Source organism: Nitrosospira sp. Nsp14 (assembly GCF_900113575.1).
Lineage (GTDB): Bacteria > Pseudomonadota > Gammaproteobacteria > Burkholderiales > Nitrosomonadaceae > Nitrosospira.
In genome coordinates this window covers 200,991-226,521 of the sequence record NZ_FOPV01000001.1, presented here as the reverse complement: position 1 = coordinate 226,521, position 25,531 = coordinate 200,991, and the positions used below count along the sequence as shown (strand labels likewise).

Sequence of the window (25,531 nt, the reverse complement as noted above, 5' to 3'; positions counted from 1 at the left end):
GCCCAACAAATCCACCTTTTTTATTTTATTCTATTTCGTTTTACCAGACGCAATCTTTTTCGGCGAAACGCTCTTTGCTTTCGGTTTTACCGACTTGTTCTGAGCAGCTGTCGGTGCCGGTTTCGTCTTTGAATCTCTAGGCTCAAACTCAAAACCTACTTTGCCGTCCTTCCCTATCACCAGATAGGCGGAAAATGGTCTGCCCTTTTTTGAAATAAATTTTTGCAGCAAATCGGTTTTTCCAGTGCGTAACAGCTTAGCCGCCTGCTCACGTTCGAGAGGACGCGCAAGAATAATCTTCCCAATTTTAAAGTCACACGTACGGACGGAGCCTATGGCCTTCTCGCAGGCATAGCTCATTCCATGATCGAACACTCGACCGCCACAACGCGGGCATTTGCCCAACGGTTCCTGTCCCGAAAAGTCAATCCCGCCGCCGGCCTCCTCGTCGCTATCGGCGCCAAAATCAAATTTCATTTCGAATTCGTCGGTAAGCTTGACATTAGCATTAAACAGCCGACCCATTTTGCTACGGAAACCTTGTAACGGGCCAACTTCGCGCTCTGTGATCAGTTGCTCCATTTCTTCTGTTTCAAATTGCCGACCCGCAAGGATTTTCCACAGGGCGAAATCGCATTTCTGGCACTGGTATTTCTTATAGGTTTCCTGGACCACTCCTCCACATTTGGGGCAAGGAGACTTTAGCGTGGAAAAGTCACCGCTGATTGTTTCGCCTCGATGCGTTTTTGCCTGCTCCACGATGTGTCCCGTCATGCCGGCGATTTCTTCCATGAATTTGTTGCGCTTGAGCTTTCCCTGCTCAATCTGGCGCAGCTTGAACTCCCAATCGCCTGTCAGTTCTGGCGAGGTGAGTTCAGGCACCTTCAGGCCGCGCAATAAGGTCATCAGCGAAAATGCCTTGGCAGTAGGTCGCAATTCCCGCCCTTCGCGCTGGAGGTAGTTTTCCGCAACCAATCCTTCGATGATCGACGCCCGCGTCGCGGGGGTGCCCAGTCCTTTTGCACTCATCGCTTCCCGTAGATCTTCATCCTCCACTAATTTGCCCGCGCTTTCCATCGCGGACAGAAGCGTGGCCTCATTGAATCGGGCTGGAGGGCGGGTCTGACTGGAAATAACCTTGATTTCTTCAGCTAAGACCCCTTCCCCCGGGTTTAACTTGATCAACGCGGATTCATCCTCTGCGCCTCGCGCTTGTACCTCCCGACCATAAACCACCTGCCAACCGGGATTGATCATCACCTTGCCTTCGGTTTTAAACGGCTCGTTCTCGACGCGAGTGATGCGGGTAGTCACAAGAAATTCGGCAGCGGGAAAAAAGATAGCCAGGAAACGCTTAGTCACGAGATCGTAAAGCTTCGCTTCGACTTCGCTCAGGACCTTGGGCTCTAGTGAAGTCGGGATGATGGCGAAATGGTCGGAAATTTTCGCATTGTTGAATATGCGCTTGTTTGGTTTAACCCAGTCTTCCTTGAGCACCTGCTTGGCGAAAATACCGTAACGGCTTTTTGTCAGAGAACTCAAGGTCTCCTTGACAGTCCCAAGGTAATCTTCAGGGAGGGCGCGGGAGTCAGTACGCGGATACGTCAGCACCTTATGCTTTTCATACAACGCCTGGGCCAACCCAAGTGTCATCTTTGCGGAAAAACCAAAGCGCCCGTTGGCGTCACGCTGCAAGCTGGTAAGATCGTATAGCAGCGGGCAGATTTCAGTAGCCGGCTTGCTTTCTTCATTGACCGCACCTCTCTTACCCTGGCATTTGATGCGGATGGCCTCGGCTTCTTTTTGATCCCACAATCTTTCCGCCTTTTGCTCCCCATCAGCTTTGTTTTTTGCAAATTTCTCGTCAAACCAGCGGCCGTTGTATTTTCCATTACTGGCGGCAAACTCGCCATGCACCTCCCAGTAATCGCGGGGAACGAACTTCTTTATAGCGTCTTCTCGCTCAGTCAGAATCGTCAGTGTCGGGGTCTGCACCCGGCCCACCGGCGTTTTATGAAATCCCCCTTCCTGAGAATTAAATGCGGTCATGGCACGGGTGCCGTTTATTCCCACCAACCAGTCCGCCTCCGAACGGCTTACCGCCGCCTCTGCCAGAGGCTGCACAGCATCGTCATCGAGCAGCTTGTTGAAACCCTCTCTAATCGAAGCCGGCGTCATCGATTGCAACCAAAGGCGTCTTACCGGCTTGTTCGTCCCCACATGACGGATGATGTAACGAAAAATCAATTCACCTTCCCGCCCGGCGTCGCAAGCATTGATAAGGGAATCAACGTCCTTGCGCTTGATAAGTTTGGTTAAAAGCTTCAGTCGAGCCTCGGTTTTCTCGATGGGATTGAGGTCGAAGTGCGGCGGAATAATAGGTAAGTTGGCAAAGCTCCATTTCCCCCGTTTGACTTCGTATTGTTCCGGCACAACAAGCTCGAGCAAATGGCCGACAGCCGAAGACAGCACATACTGATCGCTTTCAAAATAATCGGCATGCTTGGTGAACCCGCCAAGGACCCGCGCAATGTCGGTGGCGACGGAAGGCTTCTCGGCGATAATTAAGGTTTTACCCATGAAGCTTCCATGAATGTCCGCGGGTTGGCGGCAGCGGGTTAAATAACGGGTGTAAATGACTGATCATTATCAGTACCATGACAAGAAAATTATTGGATGGCCGGCAAGTTGGTCGGGGGATTGTAGTCTCGCTGACAGTGAATGTCTGTCAACCTGCATGGCAATCGGTCGCGAATACCCTATCATTTGCCTTGCGACGTCAGACCCCATGGGACGTTCATCGATAGGATCTACGCAAGCCTTTGGTAGCCACCACCCGGGAGGCTTGCCACTAGGCCGTCCAATTCGAACGTCAATAGCATCGCTGATACCGTTTCCACCGTCAAGCCACTACGGACGGAGAGCGTGTCGATATCGATGATTTCATGACCGAGGTGTGTCAACAGCAGAGATTTTTCTCTCTCCGGTTTTTCTCTTTCCGGTTCGCCGGTATTATCAATGCCCTCGGGTATCGGGGCCCGGTAGCCTAATTCATCCAAAATATCCTCCGCGCTTTCGACGAGTTTCGCTCCCTGCTTGATGAGCGAGTGACAGCCCTTCGCAAGAGGAGAATGGATGGAACCCGGGACGGCAAATACCTCCCGTCCCTGTTCCAGAGCCTGCCTTGCGGTAATGAGAGACCCGCTCTGCAGCGCAGCCTCGACCACGAGACAGCCTCGGCTCATGCCGCTGATGATGCGGTTGCGGCGCGGAAAATTGCTCGCTATAGCCGGCGTGCCCAATGGGAATTCGGAAATAAGTCCTCCCTGTTGAGCTAAATCATGAGCAAGTTTCCGATTACTTGCTGGATAGACAAGATCGAGCCCCGTTCCTACCACGGCGATGCTTGAAGCGCTGCCTCGCAAACCGCCCCGATGAGCCGCCGTGTCAACGCCGAGCGCCATGCCGCTTACAATGCAAAGCCCGGTGTCACTCGTGGCTTTGGCAAAGGCTTCAGCGTTAACAAGACCTTGCGGTGTCGCATTACGACTCCCGACGATGGCGAGCATCGGCAAATTCAACAGTTGGCGTTTTCCCTTGAAGTAGAGAAGCGGCGGAGGATCTGGGATGTTGAGCAACAGGGGTGGAAAATCCGGATCAGCAAGGGTAATAATCGAATTTTCGGAGTCCTCCAGCCATTTGAGCGTGGCAGCGACTTTATTTCGATCGGCCCCCTTGACAATGCTATGCGCGACCTTCTTATTCACCAATCGCTCCAGCGCAGGGGTGCTGGCGGTAAAGATTTCGGCGGGACTTCCAAATGCAACGAGTAACCGACGTATTGACTCATCACCCAGGCCATCAATCAGGCAAAGGGCGATCCAGGATTCGATATCCTGCTGCAGCTTCATTTAAGGAAACCTCGAATAAATTCCCGCTTGGCGCGACGGGCTTCACGGAATAAAAACAGATGACCCCGGCAAGGCGTGTACCGTGAGCGATGGGCGCCGCGTATGGCTCGCGCATGGGCGAGGCAGTATGACTCATGAAATGCCAGCCACGACGCTTCCTGCTTTCTGGCTGGGGATGGCACGCCCAGATGCCGTTGGCCGGAACGGTGGAAATACGGCAGGGATTCTGCCCGGAGAACCAAATCGGTTAACACACAAGGTCTCAAAGTTAAGCTTCGGTTCCGCCGAGGCTTAAAAACGAGCTTCCTCCTTAAATCAGGATATAATTGGCTTCAGCTTGAACTTTGAAAACGTCCCATCATCCATACAGTATTTAGGGTCAATCTCGCAGTGGTTTAAATTCTGCATTTAGATCATTTAGTATTCAAGCCTTTTTTATGGCTCTCCTAAAAATATTGCAATATCCGGATGAGCGTCTGCATACTGTAGCCGATCAAGTCCCCGAGGTAACGAATGAAGTTCGTGCGCTGGTGCACGATATGGCTGAAACAATGTATGCCGCACCCGGCATTGGCCTCGCGGCGACTCAGGTCGACGTGCATCGTCGTGTTATCGTCATCGATAGTTCCGAAACGCATGACCAATTGCTGGTGCTGATCAATCCCAAGATCATTGCACGCAGTGGTGAGTCCGACTATGAAGAAGGTTGCCTATCAGTACCTGGCGTATATGGCAAAGTCCCGCGCTCGGAGCAAATCACGGTTGAGGCGCTTGACGAACATGGGGTCACTTTCACGCTTGAGGCTGAGGGCTTACTTGCTGTATGTATCCAGCACGAAATGGACCATTTGCTGGGGAAGGTATTTGTTGAGTACTGGTCGCGGTTAAAGCAAACGCGAATTCAGGCTAAATTCAGGAAGCAGCGGCGAAACGTGATGTAATACCGGTTTGGTTTCCGGCAAACCCGGGCTACTCAAGAGCGGTTGATCAAGAAAGCAGTTGCGGCATTACACGTCGTATCCCGTTATACTTCCCCATGAAGATCATTTTCGCCGGCACGCCACCCTTCGCCGCTGTTGCGCTCGAGGCCCTGATAGGTGCGGGATATCAGATCACGTTGGTGCTGACCCAACCCGACCGGCCTGCCGGGCGAGGTATGAAACCCGTGTCGAGCCCGGTCAAATTGCTGGCGTTACAACATGGGCTTCCCCTGCTGCAGCCAACCACGCTCAAGCAACCCGAGTTCCATGCTCAACTCGAAGCCTTCGGCGCGGAGGTCATGGTTGTGGCGGCTTATGGGCTCATCCTGCCCACCCCCGTCCTGCGCATCCCGAAACGGGGCTGCCTCAACATTCATGCCTCACTACTACCAAGGTGGCGAGGTGCTGCACCTATCCAGCGGGCTATATTGGCGGGAGATCAGGAAACTGGAATAACAATAATGCAAATGGACAAGGGTCTCGATACCGGGGCGATCTTGTTGCAGCGAAGTGTTTCAATTGCGGACAATGATACTGCCCAAACTCTGCATGACAAACTTGCGCCGTTAGGTGCTCAGTGTATTGTCGAGGCATTAACGTATTTGCGGCTGGGAACATTGACAGCCTTCCCTCAGAATGAGGATGCGGCCACGTATGCGCCGAAGCTGGAAAAAGAGGAAGCTGAAATAAGCTGGCGCCTTGGCGCACAAGCGGTCGACCGGGCCGTGCGGGCATTTAACCCTCGTCCCGGTGCACGCGCGCATATGTCCGGGCTCCCCTTGAAGATATGGCAAGCGAGAGTCGGGGCAGATAGCGGCGGTGCGCCGGGAGAAATTATTGCGACTGGCCATGATGGAATAGTGGTCGCGTGCGGCGAGGGCGCATTGGTATTAGAGGTCTTGCAAAAAGCGGGCGGGAAAAAAATGCGTGCTACGGAGTTTCTCTTGGGACATCCCCTACGCCCGGGCGACCGCTTTGAATGCCATAAATGATCAAAACTCAACGTCTTGCTACCGCTGCGGTGAGTAAAGTATTGGCTGGGGCCAGCCTGACGACGGTATTGCAGGACACTTGGCACAACCATCCAGATCTGTCCGAACAGCAACGAGGGGCCATTCAAGATCTTAGCTACGGCGTGCTGCGCTTTTACGGGCAACTTGACGCAATACTCGGCTTATTGTTGAAAAAACCACTTAAGAACAAGGAAATAAGTTACTTATTACTGGTGGCCTTATACCAACTGGAATACAGCCGGGCCGCGCCGCATGCGGTAGTCGACAACGCAGTGTCCGCTTCCCTAGGGGTGAACGGCAGCCGAGGTCTTCAGGGATTGGTTAACGCGGTACTACGCAATTTTATCCGCCAACATGCGACGCTCTTGCAGCAATCCACCGAAAGTGAGGTGGGACGCTATTCTCATCCGCAATGGTGGATAGATAAGCTTCGCATTCAATATCCGCAACGTTATGAGGCGGCATTGGAGGCAAGCAACCTGCGCCCGCCTATGACACTCAGAATCAACCAGCGCAGGACTACGGTCAAAGAATATCTAGATCGCCTCAGCCAGCTTGGAATGAGTGCGCGGCCCGCAAGTGATGAGGCGCTCGAACTGGAGCAGCCTGTGGCGGTGGAAAAACTGCCTGGCTTTGCCCAGGGGTTAGTGTCGGTTCAGGATACGGGTGCGCAACTCGCGGCCAAACTGTTGGACGTATCGGATAGCATGCGCGTTCTGGACGCTTGCGCCGCTCCCGGCGGCAAAAGCGCGCATTTGCTGGAACTGGCAAAAGTCGAATTAACGGTGCTCGATAGCGACAGCAATAGATTGACTCGGGTGTCGCGCAATTTTTCTCGATTGGGGTTGGAAGCCCATCGGCTAATCCATGGCGACGCTTCACGGCCCGCGCTGTGGTGGGACGGGAATCCGTTCGACCGCATTCTGGCCGATGTCCCTTGCTCCGCTTCTGGGGTGACCCGCCGCCACCCTGATATCAAGTGGCTAAGACGTGAAAGCGATCTTTTGCAGTTTGCCGCCAAGCAGCGAGAAATCCTCGATGCGCTGTGGCCGATACTGAGCAGCGGTGGTAAATTACTCTACGTCACCTGTTCCGTTTTTGCCGAGGAAAACAGGTTGCAAATGGAGGAGTTTTTGCGCCGTCACCCGGATGCCCGTCCGCTGCCCCTTTCCGGAGCTGAAATAGTTGACGGGCAATTAATGCCCGATTCCCATCATGACGGCTTCTTTTATGCTCTCGTGCTTAAAGTCTGATGCCTCTCATGTCTTCTGCCGACTGCGCCTGACGTTAGTCGCGCTGCTGGCGATGATCCTCCTGCCGGCGACTTCAGCCCATGCCGAAGGTGGCATTCAGGTGAAGTCGGTAGTGGTGGAAGCAACCGAGGAAGGATACCAGTTTGACGCCGATTTCGAGATCACGCTCAACCATAAGCTGGAACATGCGCTCGAGAAGGGCATCGTGCTGTATTTCGTGACTGAGCTCAATCTCGTAAGCTCGCGCTGGTATTGGCTGGACGAGCGAGTGGCTCAAAGCAGGGTACGGGAAGGACTGAGCTATTATGCCCTTACTCGCCAGTATCGATTGAGCCGAGGAACATTTTCACAGAACTTCGGTACCCTCAAGGAGGCTCTGCAAGCACTAAGTCGCGTACGGGACCGTCCGATCATTCCCAGCACCGAGCTCAGGCCAGATATGGAATACGCGGTGGAAGTGCGTATGCGTCTGGATATAGCGGCGTTGCCCAAACCCTTTCAAGTGGAAACGCTGGGATCAAGAGACTGGGACTTAAGCACCGGCATGCTACGGTGGAACAAAAGACTGCCATCGTCCAAGGAATCACAGAAATCGGCTGTGGAGAGCGGTACCGACAAAATTGGCACGTCCACACGGTACACCACGAAGGTCTCGGTTCCGGCGCCCAGCCTGAGTGCGGTACCAGGGAGCGCGGCCCCGTGACCGCCCCGTTTTCCTGTGGTCTTCGGCAAGCGGGGCTCGCGGCTGAGTGGTTTTTTTTCACGCCTGGGGCCAGGAACCAGGCGCTTGTCGCCTCGCGCGAATCCCGCTGGGCGAAACTGCGCCACGTCCAGGCACTTTTTCAGCGCTTCCGCATGGTTACAGACTGCACCAAGCCGTGAAGTACGTCATTATCATCAGCGCTGGCCTGGGCGCCGTCATGCTTTTTCTGCTGGCGACGGCCGGAGCTGACACCGATCTGTTCGAACGTAAATACCGCCTTCTGATCCGGCTTAATGTCGGCTTCGTGTTGTTTCTGATGGGGGTGGTAGGGTATCTGCTCTGGCGGCTCAGACGCAGGTTGAACGCGGGCGTGTTCGGTTCCAGGCTGGCGCTGCGCCTGTTGCTGATCTTTTCGCTAATGGCTGTTCTTCCCGGCGCGCTGGTGTATGGCGTATCGGTTCAATTTCTAGGAAAAAGCATCGAATCATGGTTCGATGTCAAGGTCGACCGGGCACTCGAAGGTGGTCTGAATCTGGGACGTAAAATCCTGGACAACCGATTGGAGGAACTTCGTCACACAGCCCGGGACGTAGCAGTGACGCTGTCCGAAGCCGAACCGCTGGCACAGACGCTCCATCAGATCCTGGAACAGTCACAGGCACAGGAAGCCACACTGTTCAGCAAGGATGGGAGCGTACTGGCTTCCGCGGATGATGATGGTTCGGGGCGGTCCCCGGATGCACTGACCATGGATCTCATGCGCGAAGTTCAGAGGGAAAAGTTGCGCAGCTCGGTTGAATCCATCCCGAACAAGGGATTGTACTTACGGGTTCTCGCATTGATCGATCCGGGGAGCAGGGCGGAAAATGCGTACGTCCTGCAACTTCTGCAACAAGTACCTGAACCACTGGCTGAAGATGCCGAAATTGTGCAGGCTGCATATCGGGATTACCAGGAGTTGCTGTTGTCACGGGAAGGCTTGAAAAGCCTCTATGGAGTGACCCTCACACTCGCGCTGCTGCTCTCGCTCTTCTCCGCTCTGGCTGCAGCTTTTCTTATCAGCGAACGCCTGAGCGCCCCCCTCGGAATGCTGGCCGAAGGCACCCGCGCCGTTGCCCAGGGTGACTTTAGCAGGCGCCATCCGGTACAAAGCCGGGATGAATTGGGCGTGTTGACAGAATCGTTCAATCTAATGACTCAGCAGCTGGAAGAAGCCCGCATGACTGCGCAACGCAATCAACAAGAAGTGGAAAGCGCCAGAGCTTACCTCGAAAATATACTGGCCAACCTTTCTTCGGGGGTACTGGTATTTGACGAAGGCCTGCGTATGCGCACCGCCAACGTAAGCGCCGAGCAAATCCTGAATGTCCCTCTGTCTGGTCTGGAAGGGCTGACTATTGCCGAATGCGGGGCGCGGGAGCCGCGGCTGGTCTCCTTCATAAATGAGATTATCGAAGGGTTTCGCTCGGATGGTCAGGAGGAATGGCAATGCCAGGCAGAACGTTCACGGGATGGCGTTCACCAGGTCTTGCTGTTGCGCGGGACCCGTCTGCCAAGTATTTCGGGTGGAGGCGGCGTCGTTGTCTTTGACGATATCACCAACCTGCTGCAAGCTCAACGCATTGCTGCGTGGGGGGAGGTAGCGCGGCGACTGGCGCATGAAATCAAAAATCCTCTGACGCCAATACAGCTTTCAGCGGAGCGCGTACAGCACAAGTTGGCTGAGAGGCTTAGTAAGGAGGACGCTCAAGTCCTGAAGCGGTCTACCGATACAATCGTAAACCAGGTTGAAGCTCTCAAAAAGATGGTGAACGAATTTAGCGAGTACGCGCGCGCACCCGAACTGGAATTTCACTTGCTGGATCTTAACGCGTTAGTGCGGGAAGTGCTTGCGCTATACGAAGCTTCCGGCGCAGAAAGGTCCGGTGTTTCGCAACCGCACATTCACCTGGTACTGGCTGCAGATTTGCCCCTGGTACGAGGAGATTCCGCGCGTTTGCGGCAAGTTATCCACAATCTTCTGCAGAATGCACAGGACACGCTGGCAGGGGCGCCGGATCCCGCCATTACGGTACGAACGGAGATCGTACCAAAGGGGCTACAGTTTAGCGTAAGTGACAATGGAGGAGGCTTCCCGGAACAACTCAAAGCGCGAGTGTTCGAACCCTACGTAACCACGAAATCGAAAGGCACTGGGCTGGGTCTGCCTATCGTAAAGAAAATAGTTGAAGAACATAGCGGCAAGATAAAAATTGAAAATATCCAACCCCGCGGCGCCCGCATCACAATCACCCTCCCCGTTGCGAGGAATGACACCTTGACTGCTTATCGGGAAGCCGTGTGAGTTCCCGGTCCGCGGAATCATGTAAAAGATTATGAATCGTTAGTTATCGAGACTTGACTCCCCATATATGAGTAACAATACCATCCTGGTTGTTGATGATGAAATCGGCATACGCGAACTGCTTTCCGAAATCCTGCGCGATGAAGGTTATCGGGTAGCACTTGCGGAAAATGCCGGACAAGCGCGGAGCTGGCGGAAACAGGCGCGCCCTGACCTTGTCCTGCTGGATATCTGGATGCCTGATACGGATGGCATTACCCTCCTCAAGGAATGGGCAAGCAGCGGGCTGCTCACGATGCCGGTAGTAATGATGTCCGGCCATGGCACCATCGACACCGCGGTTGAGGCGACCCGAATGGGCGCATCGGGCTATCTGGAGAAGCCGGTACCATTGCAGAAGCTGTTGAGTACCGTAGGGCGCGCGCTGCGAGGAGGACAGGTGAACCCTCGCATGACGCTCCCTCTCGCCAGTCTGGGCAAGGGACCCGTCATCGTCGACCTGAAAAAAAGACTGGAACAGGTAGTCAACCTTAGAACTCCCCTGCTGCTCAGCAGTGAACCAGGAACGGGAGTGGACGTTTGCGCACGTTTTCTGCACCGCCCCAACACACCCTGGGTGGAGCCGGACACGCTCGCCGCGCTGGCCAACGCCCCGTTTGACTTGCTTGAGCAGGCTAAAGGCGGGCTGCTTTTCCTCAAGGAAATCGGCGACCTCAACCGGTTGGCGCAAAAGGGATTACTGCTGCTGCTGGGCAAACTGGAAAAGTATAATGTGCGTCTGGTGTGCGTCACCTCGACTCCGCTTGCGGAGCTTGCCGCGCAGGGGGTCTACGACCCGAAGCTTTATGAAACCTTAAGCGGGCTTTGTATTAATGTTCCCGCGTTGAGAGAGCACCGGGAGGATATTCCTGAGCTCGCGACCCAGATACTTTCCCGTTATATCGAGTCAGGGGAAGCGCCGCTGCGTCAATTCAGCACCGCTGCGCTTAATTGCTTGCGCAATCACGACTGGCCCGGCAACCTCGCGCAACTCACCGGCGTGGTGCACTCGCTTGCATTAACCTGCGCAAGCGATGAAATATCCGCCGATGATGTAAAGCAGATACTGGCATCTTCATCCCCGCCACAGGCAGTAGGAGGCATCCCCCTCAACGTTCCTTTACGCGAGGCGCGAGATATGTTCGAAAAAGCCTACTTTGAACAACTCATCGATCAGGAAAACGGCAACATGACCAAGGTTGCGGAACGGGCGGGTTTGGAACGCACGCATCTTTACCGCAAACTCAAGCTTTTAGGCATCAAATTGCGAAATCACTAAAGGATTGATAAGGTTATCGCTCGGCCGTGAATAGTTGAGCGATTCCCGATCCAGCCCACCTTAGTTTGTCATATTGTCTGACATCGTATCTTAAGCGATAATAGTTACTTTGCCGACCCGCACCGCTACCCGGGTTAGGGAGCGGTGTTTTTATGTGCCATATCTGTAGAACAAGGGAGTACGTGTTCATGGGAACATTTAGAGATTTCAACGCACCGGTATTCAAAAACCTTACCAGCGCTATTCGCGCACTGGCCATGGATGCTGTGCAAAAAGCCAATTCGGGTCACCCCGGCATGCCCATGGGTATGGCAGAAATAGCTGAGGTGTTGTGGATTCATCACTTACGCCATAATCCCGCAAATCCAAAGTGGGCTGACCGCGACCGTTTCGTTCTGTCGAACGGGCATGGCTCGATGTTGATCTATGCCTTGCTGCACCTCACCGGCTACGATTTGCCGATGGAAGAGATCAAGCGCTTCCGGCAACTTCATTCCAAAACTCCTGGCCATCCGGAATATGGATATACGCCTGGCGTTGAAACCACTACCGGACCTTTGGGGCAGGGTATTACCAATGCGGTGGGGATGGCGCTGGCGGAAAAAATTCTTGCCTCGGAGTTTAACCGTCCCGGCTTCGATATCGTCAATCATTATACGTACGTATTCCTGGGCGACGGCTGCCTCATGGAAGGAATTTCCCATGAGGCGTGCTCCCTTGCGGGTACGCTCGGATTGGGCAAGCTGATCTGCTTCTACGACGACAATGGCATCTCTATAGATGGCCATGTGGAGGGATGGTTTACCGACGACACACCCAAGCGCTTTGAAGCCTATGGGTGGCATGTGGTACCGAACGTCAACGGCCACGACCCGGTAGCGATCGAGGCGGCAATCGAAGCAGCCAAGCAGGCCGGCGGAAAACCCTCCATGATCTGTTGCAAAACCGTGATCGGCATGGGCTCGCCCAATAAGGCCGATACTCATGAGGTTCATGGAGCGGCGCTTGGAGACGTGGAAATTGCCGCCACCCGGCCGCATATCGGGTGGCATCATCTGCCGTTCGAAATTCCGGGTGAGGTTTATGCAACGTGGGACGCCCGTCCCAAGGGCCAACGGCTGGAGGATGAGTGGAACCGCACGTTTGCTGAGTATTCGGAAAAATATCCCGCCGAGGCCGCCGAGTTTACCCGCCGCATGGCGGGCGACCTGCCGGATGGCTGGAGCGACCACGTGGAAGGGCTGATCGGCCGTGTAAATGCAAAGGAAGAAACCATTGCCAGCCGCAAGGCCTCGCAAAACGCCATTGAAGGCCTTGCCCCGGCATTGCCCGAACTAGTTGGCGGCTCCGCAGATCTGGCGGGATCGAATCTTACCCTCTGGTCAGGCTCCAAAGGCATCACCCAGAAAAATGGCGGCAACTACATATACTATGGCGTGCGTGAATTCGGCATGAGCGCGATAATGAATGGACTTTCGTTACACGGCGGCATTATCCCCTACGGCGCGACCTTTCTAATGTTCTCCGAATACGCCCGCAATGCCCTGCGTATGGCGGCGCTAATGAAGATTCGCTGTCTTTTTGTATACACCCATGATTCGATCGGTTTGGGCGAAGATGGCCCCACGCACCAACCCGTAGAGCAGACTGCGACGTTGCGGTACATTCCGAACATGGATGTGTGGCGCCCCTGCGATACAGTCGAATCGACCGTTGCCTGGGCACGCGCGCTGGAACGCAGGGACGGGCCCTCGATTCTGATTTTCAGTCGCCAAAACCTTCCGTTTCAGAAACGGGACGGAGCCCTGATCAAACAGATCGACAAGGGTGGCTACATCCTGTCGGAAGCGGCTGATGGGAAACCGCAGGCCGTCATTATCGCGACCGGGTCTGAAGTCGGGTTGGCTGTGATGGCGCAAAAAGCGCTGGCTGAAACTGGCGTTCAAGTCCGTGTTGTGTCCATGCCCTGTACGAATGTGTTCGACCGGCAGGATCGGGACTATAAGGATAGCGTTTTGCCAAAGGGCATAGGACGCGTAGCGGTGGAGGCAGGTGTCACCGATTACTGGCGTAAATATGTGGGACTTGATGGGGCGGTTGTCGGCATGGACACATTCGGCGAGTCAGCGCCGGCAGGCGAACTTTTCAAGCACTTCGGCTTCACTGTTGAAAACGTGGTGAAAGCTGTAAATAGCGTGCTTTAAATCCGGCCAGTGTTAACCCCATCGAGCTATTCCTGCGCCTGAGTTTCTTTTTTTTATCCAAGGAGTCTAAAAAATGACAACCAAAGTCGGTATCAATGGTTTTGGCCGCATCGGAAGAATGGTATTCCGTGCGGCAATACAAAATTTTCCGGACATTGAAGTCGTCGCCATCAATGATCTGCTCGAGCCCGACTACCTGGCGTACATGCTGCAGCATGATTCCGTACACGGCCGTTTCAAGGGCGACGTCTCGGTGGAGGGAGAGACGCTGGTCGTCAATGGAAAGAAGATCCGCCTGACCGCAATCAAGGATCCTGCTGAACTGAAATGGGGAGAGGTCGGCGCCGAGGTCGTTATTGAATCCACCGGGCTTTTTCTTACCAAGGAAACCTGCCAGAAGCACGTCGCTGCCGGGGCAAAAAAAGTAATCATGTCAGCCCCTTCGAAAGACGACACGCCCATGTTTGTGTATGGCGTAAACGATAAGACGTATGATGGAGAACCCATTATCTCCAACGCTTCCTGCACCACAAACTGCCTGGCTCCCATCGCCAAGGTGCTCAATGATGCCTTCGGCATCAAGCGGGGGCTGATGACAACTGTCCATGCGGCGACTGCCACCCAGAAAACCGTCGATGGCCCCTCGAACAAGGACTGGCGGGGAGGACGGGGTATCCTCGAGAATATCATTCCATCTTCCACCGGTGCCGCAAAAGCCGTTGGCAAGGTGATACCGGAACTGAACACCAAGCTTACCGGCATGGCCTTCCGCGTTCCGACTTCCGATGTTTCGGTAGTGGATCTCACCGTTGAGCTGAATAAGGATGCCAGCTACGAAGAGATCTGCACAGCCATGAAGAATGCATCGGAAGGGCCGATGAAGGGGATACTCGGCTACACCGATGAGAAGGTCGTTTCGACAGATTTCCGCGGCGACAGCTGTACTTCCATCTTCGATGCAGAGGCCGGTATGGCCCTGGACGACAGTTTTGTTAAAGTCGTGTCCTGGTACGATAACGAGTGGGGCTATTCCAGCAAGATTTTGGAAATGGTCCGTGTCGTCGCAGCTAAATAATTCGTTCGAGATGAAAGGCAGGGGTTGAGGTAGCTTCTAACCAACCCCTTCTCAGAGCTCTCTTCCTTCGATAAGGCATAGGAACGCCCGTCGTCATCCTTATGTCATCCCAAATCTGGAGTCATCAGTGTCCGTTATAAAAGTCACCGACCTCGATCTCAAGGGCAAACGGGTTTTTATTCGCGCCGATCTTAATGTACCGGTAAAGGAGGGCAAGGTCACCTCCGATGCGCGTATTGCCGCTTCCATGGCTACCATCAACTACTGCCTGCGACAGGGAGCCAAGTTGATGGTTACCTCGCACCTGGGTCGTCCCGAAGAAGGCGTATGGTCCGAGGAAAATTCACTCAAGCCCGTGGCCGATGACATCGCGGCCCGTCTGGGCAAGCCCGTGCGTCTAATCAAGGACTGGGTAGAAAGTGACTTCGAGGTAGCGGATGGCGAACTCGTCGTGCTGGAAAACTGCCGCATCAATAAGGGCGAGAAGAAAAATCTTGATGAAACTGCACAAAAATACGCCAGGCTGTGCGACGTGTTCGTGATGGATGCGTTCGGCACCGCTCACCGCGCCGAAGCGTCAACTCACGGCATAGCGAAGTACGCTCCCATTGCATGTGCGGGGATTCTCCTCACGGAAGAACTCGACGCGCTCACTAAAGCCCTTCTAAGCCCGGCGCGACCCATGGTGGCAATTGTCGGGGGTTCAAAGGTCTCGACCAAGCTAACCGTACTGGAATCGCTCTCGGAGAAGGTAGATCAACTGGTAGTGGGGGGTGGCATAGCCAATACCTTTCTCAAGGCTGCAGGAAAAAACATTGGAAAATCGTTATGCGAAGACGACCTGGTTCCTACCGCAAAAATGCTGATGGATAAGATGGCGAAGCGTAATGCGAGGATCCCGATCGCGGCTGACGTCGTGGTCGGAAAGAAATTCGATGTAAATGAACCGGCGCAATTGAAGGACTCGGATTCGGTGTCTGATGACGACATGATTTTCGACATTGGTCCAAACAGCGCAAAAGAGTTGGCTGATATCATCATGAAAGCCGGAACGGTTGTGTGGAATGGACCCGTTGGAGTGTTTGAGTTCGACCAGTTCGGCGGGGGCACGCGAACAGTCGCCATGGCCATCGCTGAAACCAAGGCCTTTACCCTTGCGGGCGGCGGGGACACCATTGCCGCGATCCAGAAATATGATATCTACGACAAGGTATCGTACATATCGACTGCCGGGGGCGCATTTCTGGAATTTCTGGAGGGGAAGAAATTGCCTGCTGTGGAGATACTCGAACAGCGCGCCGCCGAGAAGCACAGTTGACCGGCGCAGGCGGTTTACTATTCTCCCTTAAAATATGATCAGAAGAACAAAAATTGTCGCAACCCTCGGTCCAGCATCCAAGGACCCTAAGGTTCTCGAGCGAATGATAAATGCCGGGGTCGATGTCGTCCGTATCAACTTTTCTCACGGCACGCGGGAAGAACACATCGAATATGCTGAATTGACCCGCTCGCTGGCGCGCGCCGCCGGTCACGCCGTCGGTGTACTCGCCGACTTGCAGGGTCCGAAAATCCGTATCGGCAAATTTGAATCGGGCAAGATTCTGTTAAAGACCGGTGATAAATTCGTGCTGGACGCCGAGTGTGCGCTGGGCGATCAGGAGCGGGTGGGACTGGATTATAAAGAGCTGCCGAACGATGTGGAAACCGGTGCCACACTGATGCTCGACGATGGACGCATCGTGCTGGGCGTTTCAGAGGTTGTGGGAAACCAAGTATATTGCGTGGTTGAGCAGGGCGGTATCCTATCCAATAACAAGGGTATCAACCGCAAGGGGGGTGGACTTAGCGCGCCCGCGCTTACAGGCAAGGACGTCGAAGATATCAGAACCGCCGCAGCGCTTAAAGCGGATTATCTTGCAGTATCGTTCCCACGATCAGGTGACGATATGCGCTGGGCGCGAGATGTAATGCGCGAGGCTGGCGGCAAGAGCCTGTTGATGGCGAAGATCGAGAGATCAGAGGCGATTCTTGCGCTGGATGATATATTACTGGCTTCTGACGCAATTATGGTGGCGCGAGGAGATCTCGCGGTCGAAGTGGGGGACGCAGTCGTGCCTGCGCTACAGAAGCGGATGATCCGAACCGCCCGCGCGAACAATAAGCTGGTGGTGACTGCGACGCAAATGATGGAATCAATGGTCAGCAGTCCCATTCCGACCCGCGCAGAAGTATCCGATGTGGCGAACGCGGTGCTGGATGGCACCGACGCGGTAATGCTGTCAGCGGAATCGGCTACCGGGCAGTATCCGGTCGAAGCAGTCGCAGCTATGGCGAGAGTCTGCCTTGAAGCAGAAAAGGAATATCTGGTAAGCGGCGAAAACCGTCGACTGCAGGGCGAGCTTCCGGAAACAATAGAAGAGGCTATTGCGCGCGCCACCATGTTTACGGCCGGCGGCTTGAAAATCCGCGCCATCGCGGCACTCACTCAGAGCGGAAGGACCGTATTATTGATGTCGCGCAGAAGTTCGAATGTTCCTATATTTGCGCTTAGTCCGCAGGAGGATACCCGCCGCAAGATGACGTTGTTCCGCGGCGTCTACCCAGTAAAATTCGGTGGCGGCTCGAACGATCCCGAAATCATATTGAACCACGCCGAGAACGAATTGCTCAAGCGAGGCGTGGTGCGAAACGGTGACCTGATCATTATGACCATTGGAGAGCCAGTGGGGAAAGCAGGTGGAACCAATACCATGAAAATTGTCAAGGTAGGCGAATACAGAAAGGCGTGAAGGAATAAGCACGAGGCGGCAATCGATTACTGCCTTCATTTGCAGCAGCTCGCCATTTACGATTTAACACACACCGATTCTAACCTGAAGGAGGCTCTAATGGCACTCGTATCACTGCGTCAACTTTTGGATCATGCCGCGGAAAACAGCTATGGTCTGCCCGCTTTCAATGTAAATAATCTGGAGCAAATCCAGGCTATCATGCAAGCAGCTGATGAATGCGACAGCCCGGTGATCATGCAAGGTTCCGCTGGCGCACGGAAGTATGCCGGCGAGGCTTTTTTACGCCATCTTATCGCCGCGGCGGTGGAGGCGTATCCGCATATTCCCATCGTCATGCACCAGGATCACGGCGCATCTCCCGCGGTATGTATTAATGCCATCCGCAGTGGCTTTTCCAGCGCGATGATGGACGGTTCGCTGATGACGGATGCCAAGACCCCATCTTCCTATGAATATAATGTCGAGGTCACCGCCAAGGTGGTGGAAATGGCGCATGCGGTCGGGGTTTCTGTCGAAGGCGAGCTGGGATGCCTGGGTTCCCTGGAATCAGGAATGGGGGAAGCTGAGGATGGGCACGGTGCCGAGGGTAAACTGTCCCATGACCAATTGCTGACCGATCCCGAACAAGCTGCCGATTTCGTCAAGCAAACCGGAGTTGACGCCTTGGCCATCGCCATCGGAACCTCGCACGGCGCCTATAAATTCACACGCAAGCCCACCGGCGATATTCTCGCAATCGAACGCGTCAAGGAAATTCATCAGCGCATTCCCAATACCCATCTCGTTATGCACGGCTCCAGTTCGGTCCCGCAGGAATGGCTGGACATCATTCGCGAATTTGGCGGAGAGATGAAGGAGACATATGGGGTTCCAGTGGAGGAAATACAGGAAGGCATCAAGCATGGTGTCCGCAAGATAAATATTGATACGGATATCCGCTTGGCGATGACCGGCGCGATCCGCCGTCACCTCGCCAAAAATAAGAGCGAGTTCGACCCGCGCAAGTATCTCAAGGACGCAACCACCGCGGCAAAAGACATATGTAAGGCGCGCTTTGAAGCGTTTGGATGCGCAGGCCAAGCCAACAAGATCAAAGCGATTCCGCTGGAGATCATGGCAAACAAATATGCCAAGGGTGAGTTGAAAGCAGTTATCAAATAGTTAAAAACAAAAACTTGAGCTGGTCCGGGCAGACTGTGTCTGTTCGCGGACCAGCAGTTGAAGAAGAGATTTAGGTCAGCGCTGGCTGACCTTTTTTTTGAAAAAGACCAATAGCCGGCCGAGTTGCGCAGCGATAAAACAGACGATCGCGATTCCGCCAAAGCCGCTACCTGCGCCGCTTGCCACCATGTGTTGCTTAACTTTGCATAGCAGACGGCGGGGTTTTACCAGAATGGATCTGTTTTGTTAGACGACCTCCATGCACGGTATAGCTCCCGTTTTTTTTCCTGTGCCAGGCACGCAGCCCAGCCTAGTACGATGCCGCGCGCTTCACGTTCAGCACTGTCGTTTTCGAAATGCGGCAGCTCCCCTAGCAAGCGTTCCATGGTGGCGAGATCGTTTATTTTGCCAAGAACATCCTGAAGGTTCGTCAACCACGTAACATACTGCTGCGGTCTGTCGCTGGCATATAATCCAGCGAAAAACTCGATCGCGTACCGCTGTTTCTTAACCGCAATCCGCAAACGGTGCAATTCGCTACTGCTTAGGCGCTTCAGTTTTTTGCCATATTTCCTCAATTTATCATGCCGACGGCTCAGCAGTTTTTTCGCAAAAACTTGTAAGGAAGTTTCCGGCACATCGGTAGCGGGGCACGGCGGCGCAGAAGAGCCAGCTGTCGGCATTCCAGGCTCGGCGCTTATCCATGCACCTAGCTTCAACATTATTGTTGTGTAACGTTTCGACTGGACAGCGTCGCGCGCCAAGCTGGCATGATCCAAACGTAGTTGCTCGCATTGGGCATGTAACCTCGATACACCGGGATGCTGAGGGAATACGCCTAAAATACGGTGTAATGTTTCATTTACAAACACGTCCCAATCGCGAGCCGTGCCAATCTGCCGTATAAGCCACCTCAACTCCCCCGCTATCCCGGTAAACTCGGCGAGGAACAGCGGAGAAAAAATACTCAAGACCGAACGCTGCCTGCGCACGGCAACACGCATCTGGTGCAGGTATTCAATATCGCGGCCTTCGAGCATACCGGGATCATTGCTCAGCAATTGATTGAGGCAGCTCGCAGTGATAGCGTTAAATGCGCCGCTTAAACTCATCTCGGCGTGCAGGTGGACCGGGGTAGCTTTGCAGGGCGGGGACTCGCAACCCGCTGCGAGCGCGTACCCACGCTCTGCCTTACTCCTGTTTTCCAGCCTGAGGGGAACAATAGCGAGCAAGTCCAGCGCAAGCTGGAACAATGAAACGGCGCCACCTGACTTCAGCTCCAGCTCGATTTCTGATATCGGTACACTTATTTGGCCAGCCGTTATCCTCCCTCTATCGAGACAGAACTCCACCTCGCCGTCGGGAAGTCGCAACATACGTGTGCTGCGGCTGCACTCGGTAGTAAATATTGGTCGCAGCTTCTCGCGCAAGTTGGCGCTATTAAACAAACTGATGAGATCCGGATCGGAAATTTTGGTGAAATCGGGCTGGGCCTCCTTCACCGGGACTTCCCATTCATATCGGTGGTGCAGTCCCGCTGTGGCCCCGCCCCCGCCTTTGATGGTCTGCACCCACTGTTTGCCGTCACGCCGCAGGCGTAACGCGATATCGTTACGCCTGAGATCGTGATCCTCTGTATCGTAGTAAACGGTGTAGAGTTTTTTCGCAACGGCCGGAGAGATACTCAGCGACCTTATCAATCGACTACGTCGTAATCGGTTAATATTGGCCATGGTCACCAGCTTAAGCTCGATCTCAGGGTGCATAGCTTGAGTATTTTTTCGAAAACCTCTACAGGCTGCGACGCTGTTCGGCGGCATCTGCTCTACACGAGGGCTCACGCACTAATTGAGCGCTTATCGCAGCATGCAAGCAAAGCGCCTTTTTTAAGGTTGACCGCGCCAGGTCAACCCTCGACAATGTTCGTCCTGCACCCCTGGTTGCCGCAGTCTATTTCGCTGCCGCTAGCTCCGTAAGCAGCGCTTCCTGAGCGCAGAGCTTTTTTCCCCGGCGGATTTTCCCGAGATGGTAGTTGCCGTCACCGTCCATTTCCCAGGCGTGGGTGTTGTCCTTGAGGTATATGTTCACGCCTTCCGTAAGCACCCGTTTCTTCAGCTTCGGCTCAAGGACCGGAAAACATATCTCGATTCGGCGAAAGAAATTTCGATCCATCCAGTCCGCGCTTGACAGGTATATGGCGTGTGCGCCGTCACTTCGGAAGTAGAAAATCCGGCTGTGTTCAAGAAAACGCCCAATGATGGAACGCACCCGGATGTTCTCCGACAATCCTTTTACGCCGGGGCGTAACGCGCACACTCCGCGAACGATGAGATCGATTTTAACTCCGGCTCCTGATGCCGCATAAAGGGCTCTAATAATCTGCGGCTCAAGCAGCGCGTTCATTTTTGCAATAATACGTGAAGGTTTTCCCGATTTAGCGCACTGGGCCTCACCATTGATTGCCGCCAATATTTGACTATGGAAGCTGAACGGCGATTGCCAGAGATGCTGTAACTTTCCCGCCTTGCCGAGGCCGGTCAGTTGCATGAATACTTCGTTCACGTCGGCACAGATCTCCTCACGGCAGGTAAAAAGTCCGAAGTCAGTGTAGAGCCGGGCAGTACTGGCATGATAATTACCCGTCCCCAAATGTACGTAACGCCGCAGCTTGCCCTCTTCACGCCGTACCACCATCGACATTTTGGCATGAGTCTTTAGCGCCACCACCCCGTATACCACATGCGCACCGACTTCCTCCAGTCGGCCGGCCCAGTTGATATTGGCCTCTTCATCGAAACGGGCCAACAATTCCACCACCACGGTTACCTCCTTCCCACTGCTCGCTGCAGCAATAAGTGCAGCCATCACCAGGGAATCGGTTCCGGTACGGTAGACCGTTTGCTTAATGGCTACCACGTCCGGGTCTGTGGCGGCCTGCTGGAGGAAATGAATTACTGGCTGAAATGATTGAAAAGGATGGTGCAACAAGATGTCGTTCCTGCGGATCATCTGAAAAATATCCGCTGCTTTTTTCTTTTGCAATGTTAACGGCAGGCCAGGAATAAATGGCGGGAACTTCAAGGCTGGTCTTGCGATACGATCAGGCACTTGCATCAGCCGCACCAGGTTGACCGGACCTTCTACCTGGTAGAAATCGTCGCGAGAAAGACCCAGTTGTTCCAGTAAAAAATCCGACATATGTGGAGGACAATTGTCTGCCACCTCCAGCCGTACCGCGTTGCCTAAATGCCGTTGAGGCAACTCTCCCTGAAGAGCAATGCGCAGATTTTTTACCTCTTCTTCATCCACAAACAGATCACTGTTGCGCGTGGCGCGGAACTGGTAGCAGCCCAGCACGCTCATGCCTGAAAATAGCTCCCCCACATGGGCGTGCAGGATAGACGACAAGAATACGAAATTATATTCTGAACTGCTGATTTCGCTGGGAAGCTGAATTACACGTGGCAGCACTCGCGGCGCCTGAACAATAGCAGTTCCGGAGCTGCGTCCAAAAGCATCCTTACCTTCCAGTTCAACCGCGAAATTCAGGCTCTTGTTAAGCACGCGCGGAAAAGGATGGGAGATGTCAAGGCCTATGGGCGTAAGGACCGGCATCAGCTCGCGAAAGAAATATGACTTGATCCACTCGCGCTGAACCTCGTTCCAGGCGGAACGGCGCAGAAAATGGATGCCCTCGCTTGCAAGCCCTGGCAGGATTTCCTGATTCAATAATTGATACTGGCACGCGACCAGCTCATGCGTCTGCTCGGATACTAGCCTGAATACCTGGTGCGGCAACATGCCGTCGGGCCCAAAACCGGGCGTATCCAGCTTCATCTGCTCTTTTAGCCCGGCAACTCGAATTTCAAAAAATTCGTCGAAATTACTGCTGACAATGCAGAGAAACTTTAAGCGTTCCAGCAAGGGGGTCGCTTTATTTTCAGCCTGTGCAAGAACTCGCCGATTGAAGGCTATCTGACCTAATTCGCGATTAAGAAATTCGCTGCCGGATGGGGCATTTGTCATCGGGATAAAAATGGTAGTTCGGACAGGATTGACGAAAGAAGTGAAGCGCTGGGATTCATCTTGCGATACTTTACTTCGCTGGTGGCACGTAGCCCAAGGGCTGCTCGGCTCCATCGCCGAAGAAATAAGCCTCAAGCTGTTCAGCCAAGTATTTTCTGGCCTTGATATCGGCGAGGTTCAGGCGGTTTTCATTGACCAGCATTGTCTGATGCCTAATCCACCCCGCCCAGGCTTCCTTCGAGACGTTATCAAAAATACGCTTCCCGAGCGCGCCGGGATAGGGCTGAAAATCCAATCCTTCCATTTCCCGCCCCAGTTTTATGCATTTTACCAATCTCGCCATTAGATTTTCTCCAATAGATAGCGATCGAAATCCTTTCTTGCAATGGAGCTCTCCTTAGCCTGCGGTCGGGCCGCCACGGCTTGGCCCCCCCACCTCACCAGACCTCCGCTTTGGGACCTCTGGGATCATAGTGGCTAAAGCTGCTTGACGAACACCTTCGACCGGCGCTGATAATTGTATAGTCCCTGCTTGGCCCTCGGTAATGCCTCTATCCCGGTTTCAACAAATCCGTGTTCAACAAACCAGTGCGCAGTTCGAGTTGTCAGCACGAACAGTTTCTTGCTTCCCAATGATCTTGCTTTGCCCTCGATGTTCCTGAGCAAAGCGTCCCCGCATCCTGCACTGCGATAATCAGGATGCACCGTGAGGCATGCAAGTTCGGCCGCATCATCGTCAGGAAAGGGGTAGAGCGCGGCGCACCCGATTATTATGCGGTCGTGTTCGACGACCACAAAGCGCGCAATTTCCATTTCCAGCAATTCGCGGTTGCGGCGCACCAAGGTTCCGTCAGCCTCGAGGGGTTCTATCAACTGGAGAACGGCGCCGACATCTTCTATCCTTGCATCTCTTAAATTCTGCAGTGGACCTTCCGATATCATGGTCCCTATACCGCTGTGAGTAAATAGTTCCAGTAGGGTCGCGCCATCCACGTGCCGGCTGATGAGGTGAACCCGCGACACGCCGCGCTCACAGGCGTGCAAAGCAAAGGGCAGATATAACTCAACATCCTCCGAGAGACTCACGGCCTCGCTCGCTGCTTCCTCAAGCAGGGCTTTGCCTTCAGCCACCGTTAGCTCGGGCAGCAGCAACGCTTCGGCTCCGTTACGATTCCTTTTTTCAACGCCCTCCGGATCCATCAAAAAAATGAGTTTGTCGGCTTTTAGGGCAATCGCCGCTTCAGCAGCCACATTTTCCAGCGTCAAATTAAATATTTCCCCCGTAGGTGAATATCCTAATGGCGAAAGTAGTGCAAGCTCGCCTTGCTCCAGCCGCACCCGTATCGCTGCGTTATCTACCTTGCGGACCTCCCCCGTATGCATCAGGTCGACGCCCTCGATCACCCCTACCGGACGCGCTGTTACAAAGTTTCCGCTCGCAACCCGAATAGCAGCATTTGCCATGGGTGAGTTGGGCAACCCCATTGATAGCAATGCCTCGATTTCAACACGGACTCGCCCTATTGATTCCTTTACGCATTGCAGCGTATCGGCGTCGGTGAGTCGCATTCCTCTTACATATATGGTCTCGAGATTGCGTTCGCTTAGCCGGGATTCAATCTGTGGACGCGCCCCATGGACCAGAACCAGCCGCACGCCCAGGCTTGCGAGCGAATTAAGGTCGTGAACGAGCTCTACAAATTTCCCGTCTGCAACGACTTCACCACCAAAAGCCACGACAAATGTTTTATTGCGGAACGAATTGACGTAAGGTGCTACCGAGCGGAACCAGGTGACGAAGTCATGATCGAATCTCACGGTTGTTGCCCTAACGAACGGTTGAACTTTGTTTGCATCACGCGGCGCCACTTATCCTTCAAATCGCTGCACCAATTACCAGCGCCAGCGGACCGCAGGCTCAGTAATCTCCCCACAGTGCTTGCATTGCGGCAACTGCCGCTAATGCGGCGCTTTCCGTTCGAAGGACGCGTGGACCCAACCTCAACGGGATAAACCCGGCGGCCAGAGCAGCTTCCTCTTCGTCCCGGACAAAGCCGCCCTCGGGCCCAACAAGCAACGTTATCGCAGTCATCCTGAAAGTATCGGAATAATAACGCAAGCCTTCCTTTCCCGCAGGGGAAAGCATGAAACATGAGCTCGGCGGATCTCCGCCAGACTGATTCTGAACGTCACTGAGCCGGTGACTAAGCCAGTCAAGCAGTGGAGCGGGTGGCAGAACGTCTGGAACCCGGTTTCTCCCGCACTGTTCGCAGGCGGAAATAACCACCTTTCGCAGGTGGTCCAGACGTCTATCGCTCCGCTCGGCTGAAAGCCTGACGACGCTTCGCCTTGTTGCCAGGAGCTGAATCCGGTTTACGCCCAGCTCCGCCGCTTTCTGCACAATCCAGTCCATTTTCTCGCTGGAGCTAATCGCCTGAGCCAGCGTAACCGAAAGCGGGGACTCGCGCTCTACAGGCAGATACTTCTCGATTAAGGCCGTTGCGCTATTCCTGCCGATTTGCGCAATAACTGACCGGAACTCTCCGCCACGGCCATTGAATAATATCAGTTTGGAGCCATGTTCGAGTCGTAGTACGCGCGCGGCGTGATGCGTGATGCTCGCGGGCAACTCAATGATCTGGCCAATGGAGATGTCGACAGGGCAGTAAAAGCGAGGGAGCGTCATGAATATATAGGGGCGATGGGAAGAAATGATTCCTCGGCTCCCGTGATAGTATTGCTGTCTCGACA

At 54.1% G+C, this 25,531-nt stretch carries 18 protein-coding genes; 11 read left to right on the top strand and 7 right to left on the bottom strand.

Annotated elements, in window-relative coordinates; genetic code table 11:
- Positions 1–30 precede the first annotated feature (30 nt).
- Positions 31–2,580, bottom strand: coding sequence for a DNA topoisomerase III (locus BM022_RS00955; protein ID WP_091135882.1), 2,550 nt, complete (start codon positions 2,578–2,580; stop codon positions 31–33).
- 230 nt (positions 2,581–2,810) lie between these two features.
- Positions 2,811–3,911, bottom strand: a complete 1,101-nt coding sequence (gene dprA, locus BM022_RS00950) for a DNA-processing protein DprA (RefSeq protein WP_091135880.1) — start codon at positions 3,909–3,911, stop codon at positions 2,811–2,813.
- 437 nt (positions 3,912–4,348) lie between these two features.
- Here dprA and def point away from each other — a divergent pair, with 437 nt between their 5' ends.
- The 11 genes from def to fba all read left to right on the top strand — a co-directional run bounded on the left by def (position 4,349) and on the right by fba (position 18,754).
- Complete coding sequence (gene def / locus BM022_RS00945) at positions 4,349–4,852, top strand: peptide deformylase (protein ID WP_091135877.1); 504 nt, start codon at positions 4,349–4,351, stop codon at positions 4,850–4,852.
- A gap of 95 nt (positions 4,853–4,947) precedes the next feature.
- Positions 4,948–5,883 carry a methionyl-tRNA formyltransferase gene (gene fmt / locus BM022_RS00940; RefSeq protein WP_091135875.1) on the top strand — a complete coding sequence of 312 codons (936 nt, stop codon included), beginning with the start codon at positions 4,948–4,950 and terminating at the stop codon, positions 5,881–5,883.
- A complete protein-coding gene (gene rsmB, locus BM022_RS00935; protein ID WP_091135873.1) occupies positions 5,880–7,157 on the top strand; it encodes a 16S rRNA (cytosine(967)-C(5))-methyltransferase RsmB in 1,278 nt (425 codons plus the stop codon). The genes fmt and rsmB overlap by 4 nt, the downstream gene beginning before the upstream one ends.
- The gene (locus tag BM022_RS00930; protein ID WP_091135871.1) at positions 7,135–7,860 is read left to right on the top strand and encodes a DUF4390 domain-containing protein; all 726 of its coding nucleotides are present in this window, start codon (positions 7,135–7,137) and stop codon (positions 7,858–7,860) included. Before rsmB ends, BM022_RS00930 begins: the two co-directional genes overlap by 23 nt.
- Positions 7,861–8,035: 175 nt before the next feature.
- Positions 8,036–10,204, top strand: coding sequence for a sensor histidine kinase (locus BM022_RS00925; RefSeq protein WP_091136115.1), 2,169 nt, complete (start codon positions 8,036–8,038; stop codon positions 10,202–10,204).
- Between the two features lie 67 nt (positions 10,205–10,271).
- The gene (locus BM022_RS00920) at positions 10,272–11,522 is read left to right on the top strand and encodes a sigma-54-dependent transcriptional regulator (protein ID WP_091135868.1); all 1,251 of its coding nucleotides are present in this window, start codon (positions 10,272–10,274) and stop codon (positions 11,520–11,522) included.
- Between the two features lie 188 nt (positions 11,523–11,710).
- The gene (gene tkt, locus BM022_RS00915) at positions 11,711–13,726 is read left to right on the top strand and encodes a transketolase (protein WP_091135865.1); all 2,016 of its coding nucleotides are present in this window, start codon (positions 11,711–11,713) and stop codon (positions 13,724–13,726) included.
- A gap of 73 nt (positions 13,727–13,799) precedes the next feature.
- A complete protein-coding gene (gap, locus tag BM022_RS00910; protein WP_091135862.1) occupies positions 13,800–14,801 on the top strand; it encodes a type I glyceraldehyde-3-phosphate dehydrogenase in 1,002 nt (333 codons plus the stop codon).
- 127 nt (positions 14,802–14,928) lie between these two features.
- The gene (locus BM022_RS00905) at positions 14,929–16,119 is read left to right on the top strand and encodes a phosphoglycerate kinase (protein ID WP_091135860.1); all 1,191 of its coding nucleotides are present in this window, start codon (positions 14,929–14,931) and stop codon (positions 16,117–16,119) included.
- 34 nt (positions 16,120–16,153) lie between these two features.
- On the top strand, positions 16,154–17,590 hold the full coding sequence (gene pyk, locus BM022_RS00900; protein WP_091135857.1) for a pyruvate kinase: 1,437 nt from the start codon (positions 16,154–16,156) through the stop codon (positions 17,588–17,590).
- 99 nt (positions 17,591–17,689) lie between these two features.
- Positions 17,690–18,754, top strand: a complete 1,065-nt coding sequence (gene fba, locus BM022_RS00895; protein ID WP_091135854.1) for a class II fructose-bisphosphate aldolase — start codon at positions 17,690–17,692, stop codon at positions 18,752–18,754.
- Positions 18,755–18,978: 224 nt separating this feature from the next.
- On the opposite strand, the gene BM022_RS00890 is transcribed toward fba, so the two are convergent.
- The 5 genes from BM022_RS00890 to BM022_RS00870 form a co-directional block, all read right to left on the bottom strand.
- On the bottom strand, positions 18,979–20,520 hold the full coding sequence (locus BM022_RS00890; protein ID WP_256208804.1) for a CYTH and CHAD domain-containing protein: 1,542 nt from the start codon (positions 20,518–20,520) through the stop codon (positions 18,979–18,981).
- A gap of 184 nt (positions 20,521–20,704) precedes the next feature.
- Positions 20,705–22,780: a polyphosphate kinase 1 gene (ppk1, locus tag BM022_RS00885; protein WP_091135850.1), complete on the bottom strand. Its 2,076-nt coding sequence runs from the start codon at positions 22,778–22,780 to the stop codon at positions 20,705–20,707.
- Positions 22,781–22,850: 70 nt separating this feature from the next.
- Positions 22,851–23,123 (bottom strand): oxidative damage protection protein, encoded by a 273-nt coding sequence (locus BM022_RS00880; protein WP_091135847.1) that lies wholly within the window; start codon positions 23,121–23,123, stop codon positions 22,851–22,853.
- A 134-nt stretch (positions 23,124–23,257) separates the two neighbouring features.
- A complete protein-coding gene (gene argA / locus BM022_RS00875) occupies positions 23,258–24,598 on the bottom strand; it encodes an amino-acid N-acetyltransferase (protein WP_091136112.1) in 1,341 nt (446 codons plus the stop codon).
- 100 nt (positions 24,599–24,698) lie between these two features.
- Positions 24,699–25,466: a 16S rRNA (uracil(1498)-N(3))-methyltransferase gene (locus tag BM022_RS00870; protein WP_091135844.1), complete on the bottom strand. Its 768-nt coding sequence runs from the start codon at positions 25,464–25,466 to the stop codon at positions 24,699–24,701.
- Positions 25,467–25,531 lie beyond the last annotated feature (65 nt).

Excerpts from the sequence above, each read along its gene's own strand:
- tkt (WP_091135865.1), top strand. The coding sequence starts at position 11,711 with ATGGGAACATTTAGAGATTTCAACGCACCGGTATTCAAAAACCTTACC.
- rsmB (WP_091135873.1), top strand. The coding sequence starts at position 5,880 with ATGATCAAAACTCAACGTCTTGCTACCGCTGCGGTGAGTAAAGTATTG.
- pyk (WP_091135857.1), top strand. The coding sequence starts at position 16,154 with ATGATCAGAAGAACAAAAATTGTCGCAACCCTCGGTCCAGCATCCAAG.
- dprA (WP_091135880.1), bottom strand. The coding sequence starts at position 3,911 with ATGAAGCTGCAGCAGGATATCGAATCCTGGATCGCCCTTTGCCTGATT.
- ppk1 (WP_091135850.1), bottom strand. The coding sequence starts at position 22,780 with ATGACAAATGCCCCATCCGGCAGCGAATTTCTTAATCGCGAATTAGGT.
- def (WP_091135877.1), top strand. The coding sequence starts at position 4,349 with ATGGCTCTCCTAAAAATATTGCAATATCCGGATGAGCGTCTGCATACT.
- gap (WP_091135862.1), top strand. The coding sequence starts at position 13,800 with ATGACAACCAAAGTCGGTATCAATGGTTTTGGCCGCATCGGAAGAATG.
- BM022_RS00930 (WP_091135871.1), top strand. The coding sequence starts at position 7,135 with ATGCTCTCGTGCTTAAAGTCTGATGCCTCTCATGTCTTCTGCCGACTG.
- BM022_RS00870 (WP_091135844.1), bottom strand. The coding sequence starts at position 25,466 with ATGACGCTCCCTCGCTTTTACTGCCCTGTCGACATCTCCATTGGCCAG.
- fmt (WP_091135875.1), top strand. The coding sequence starts at position 4,948 with ATGAAGATCATTTTCGCCGGCACGCCACCCTTCGCCGCTGTTGCGCTC.
- BM022_RS00890 (WP_256208804.1), bottom strand. The coding sequence starts at position 20,520 with ATGCACCCTGAGATCGAGCTTAAGCTGGTGACCATGGCCAATATTAAC.
- fba (WP_091135854.1), top strand. The coding sequence starts at position 17,690 with ATGGCACTCGTATCACTGCGTCAACTTTTGGATCATGCCGCGGAAAAC.
- BM022_RS00955 (WP_091135882.1), bottom strand. The coding sequence starts at position 2,580 with ATGGGTAAAACCTTAATTATCGCCGAGAAGCCTTCCGTCGCCACCGAC.
- BM022_RS00880 (WP_091135847.1), bottom strand. The coding sequence starts at position 23,123 with ATGGCGAGATTGGTAAAATGCATAAAACTGGGGCGGGAAATGGAAGGA.
- BM022_RS00920 (WP_091135868.1), top strand. The coding sequence starts at position 10,272 with ATGAGTAACAATACCATCCTGGTTGTTGATGATGAAATCGGCATACGC.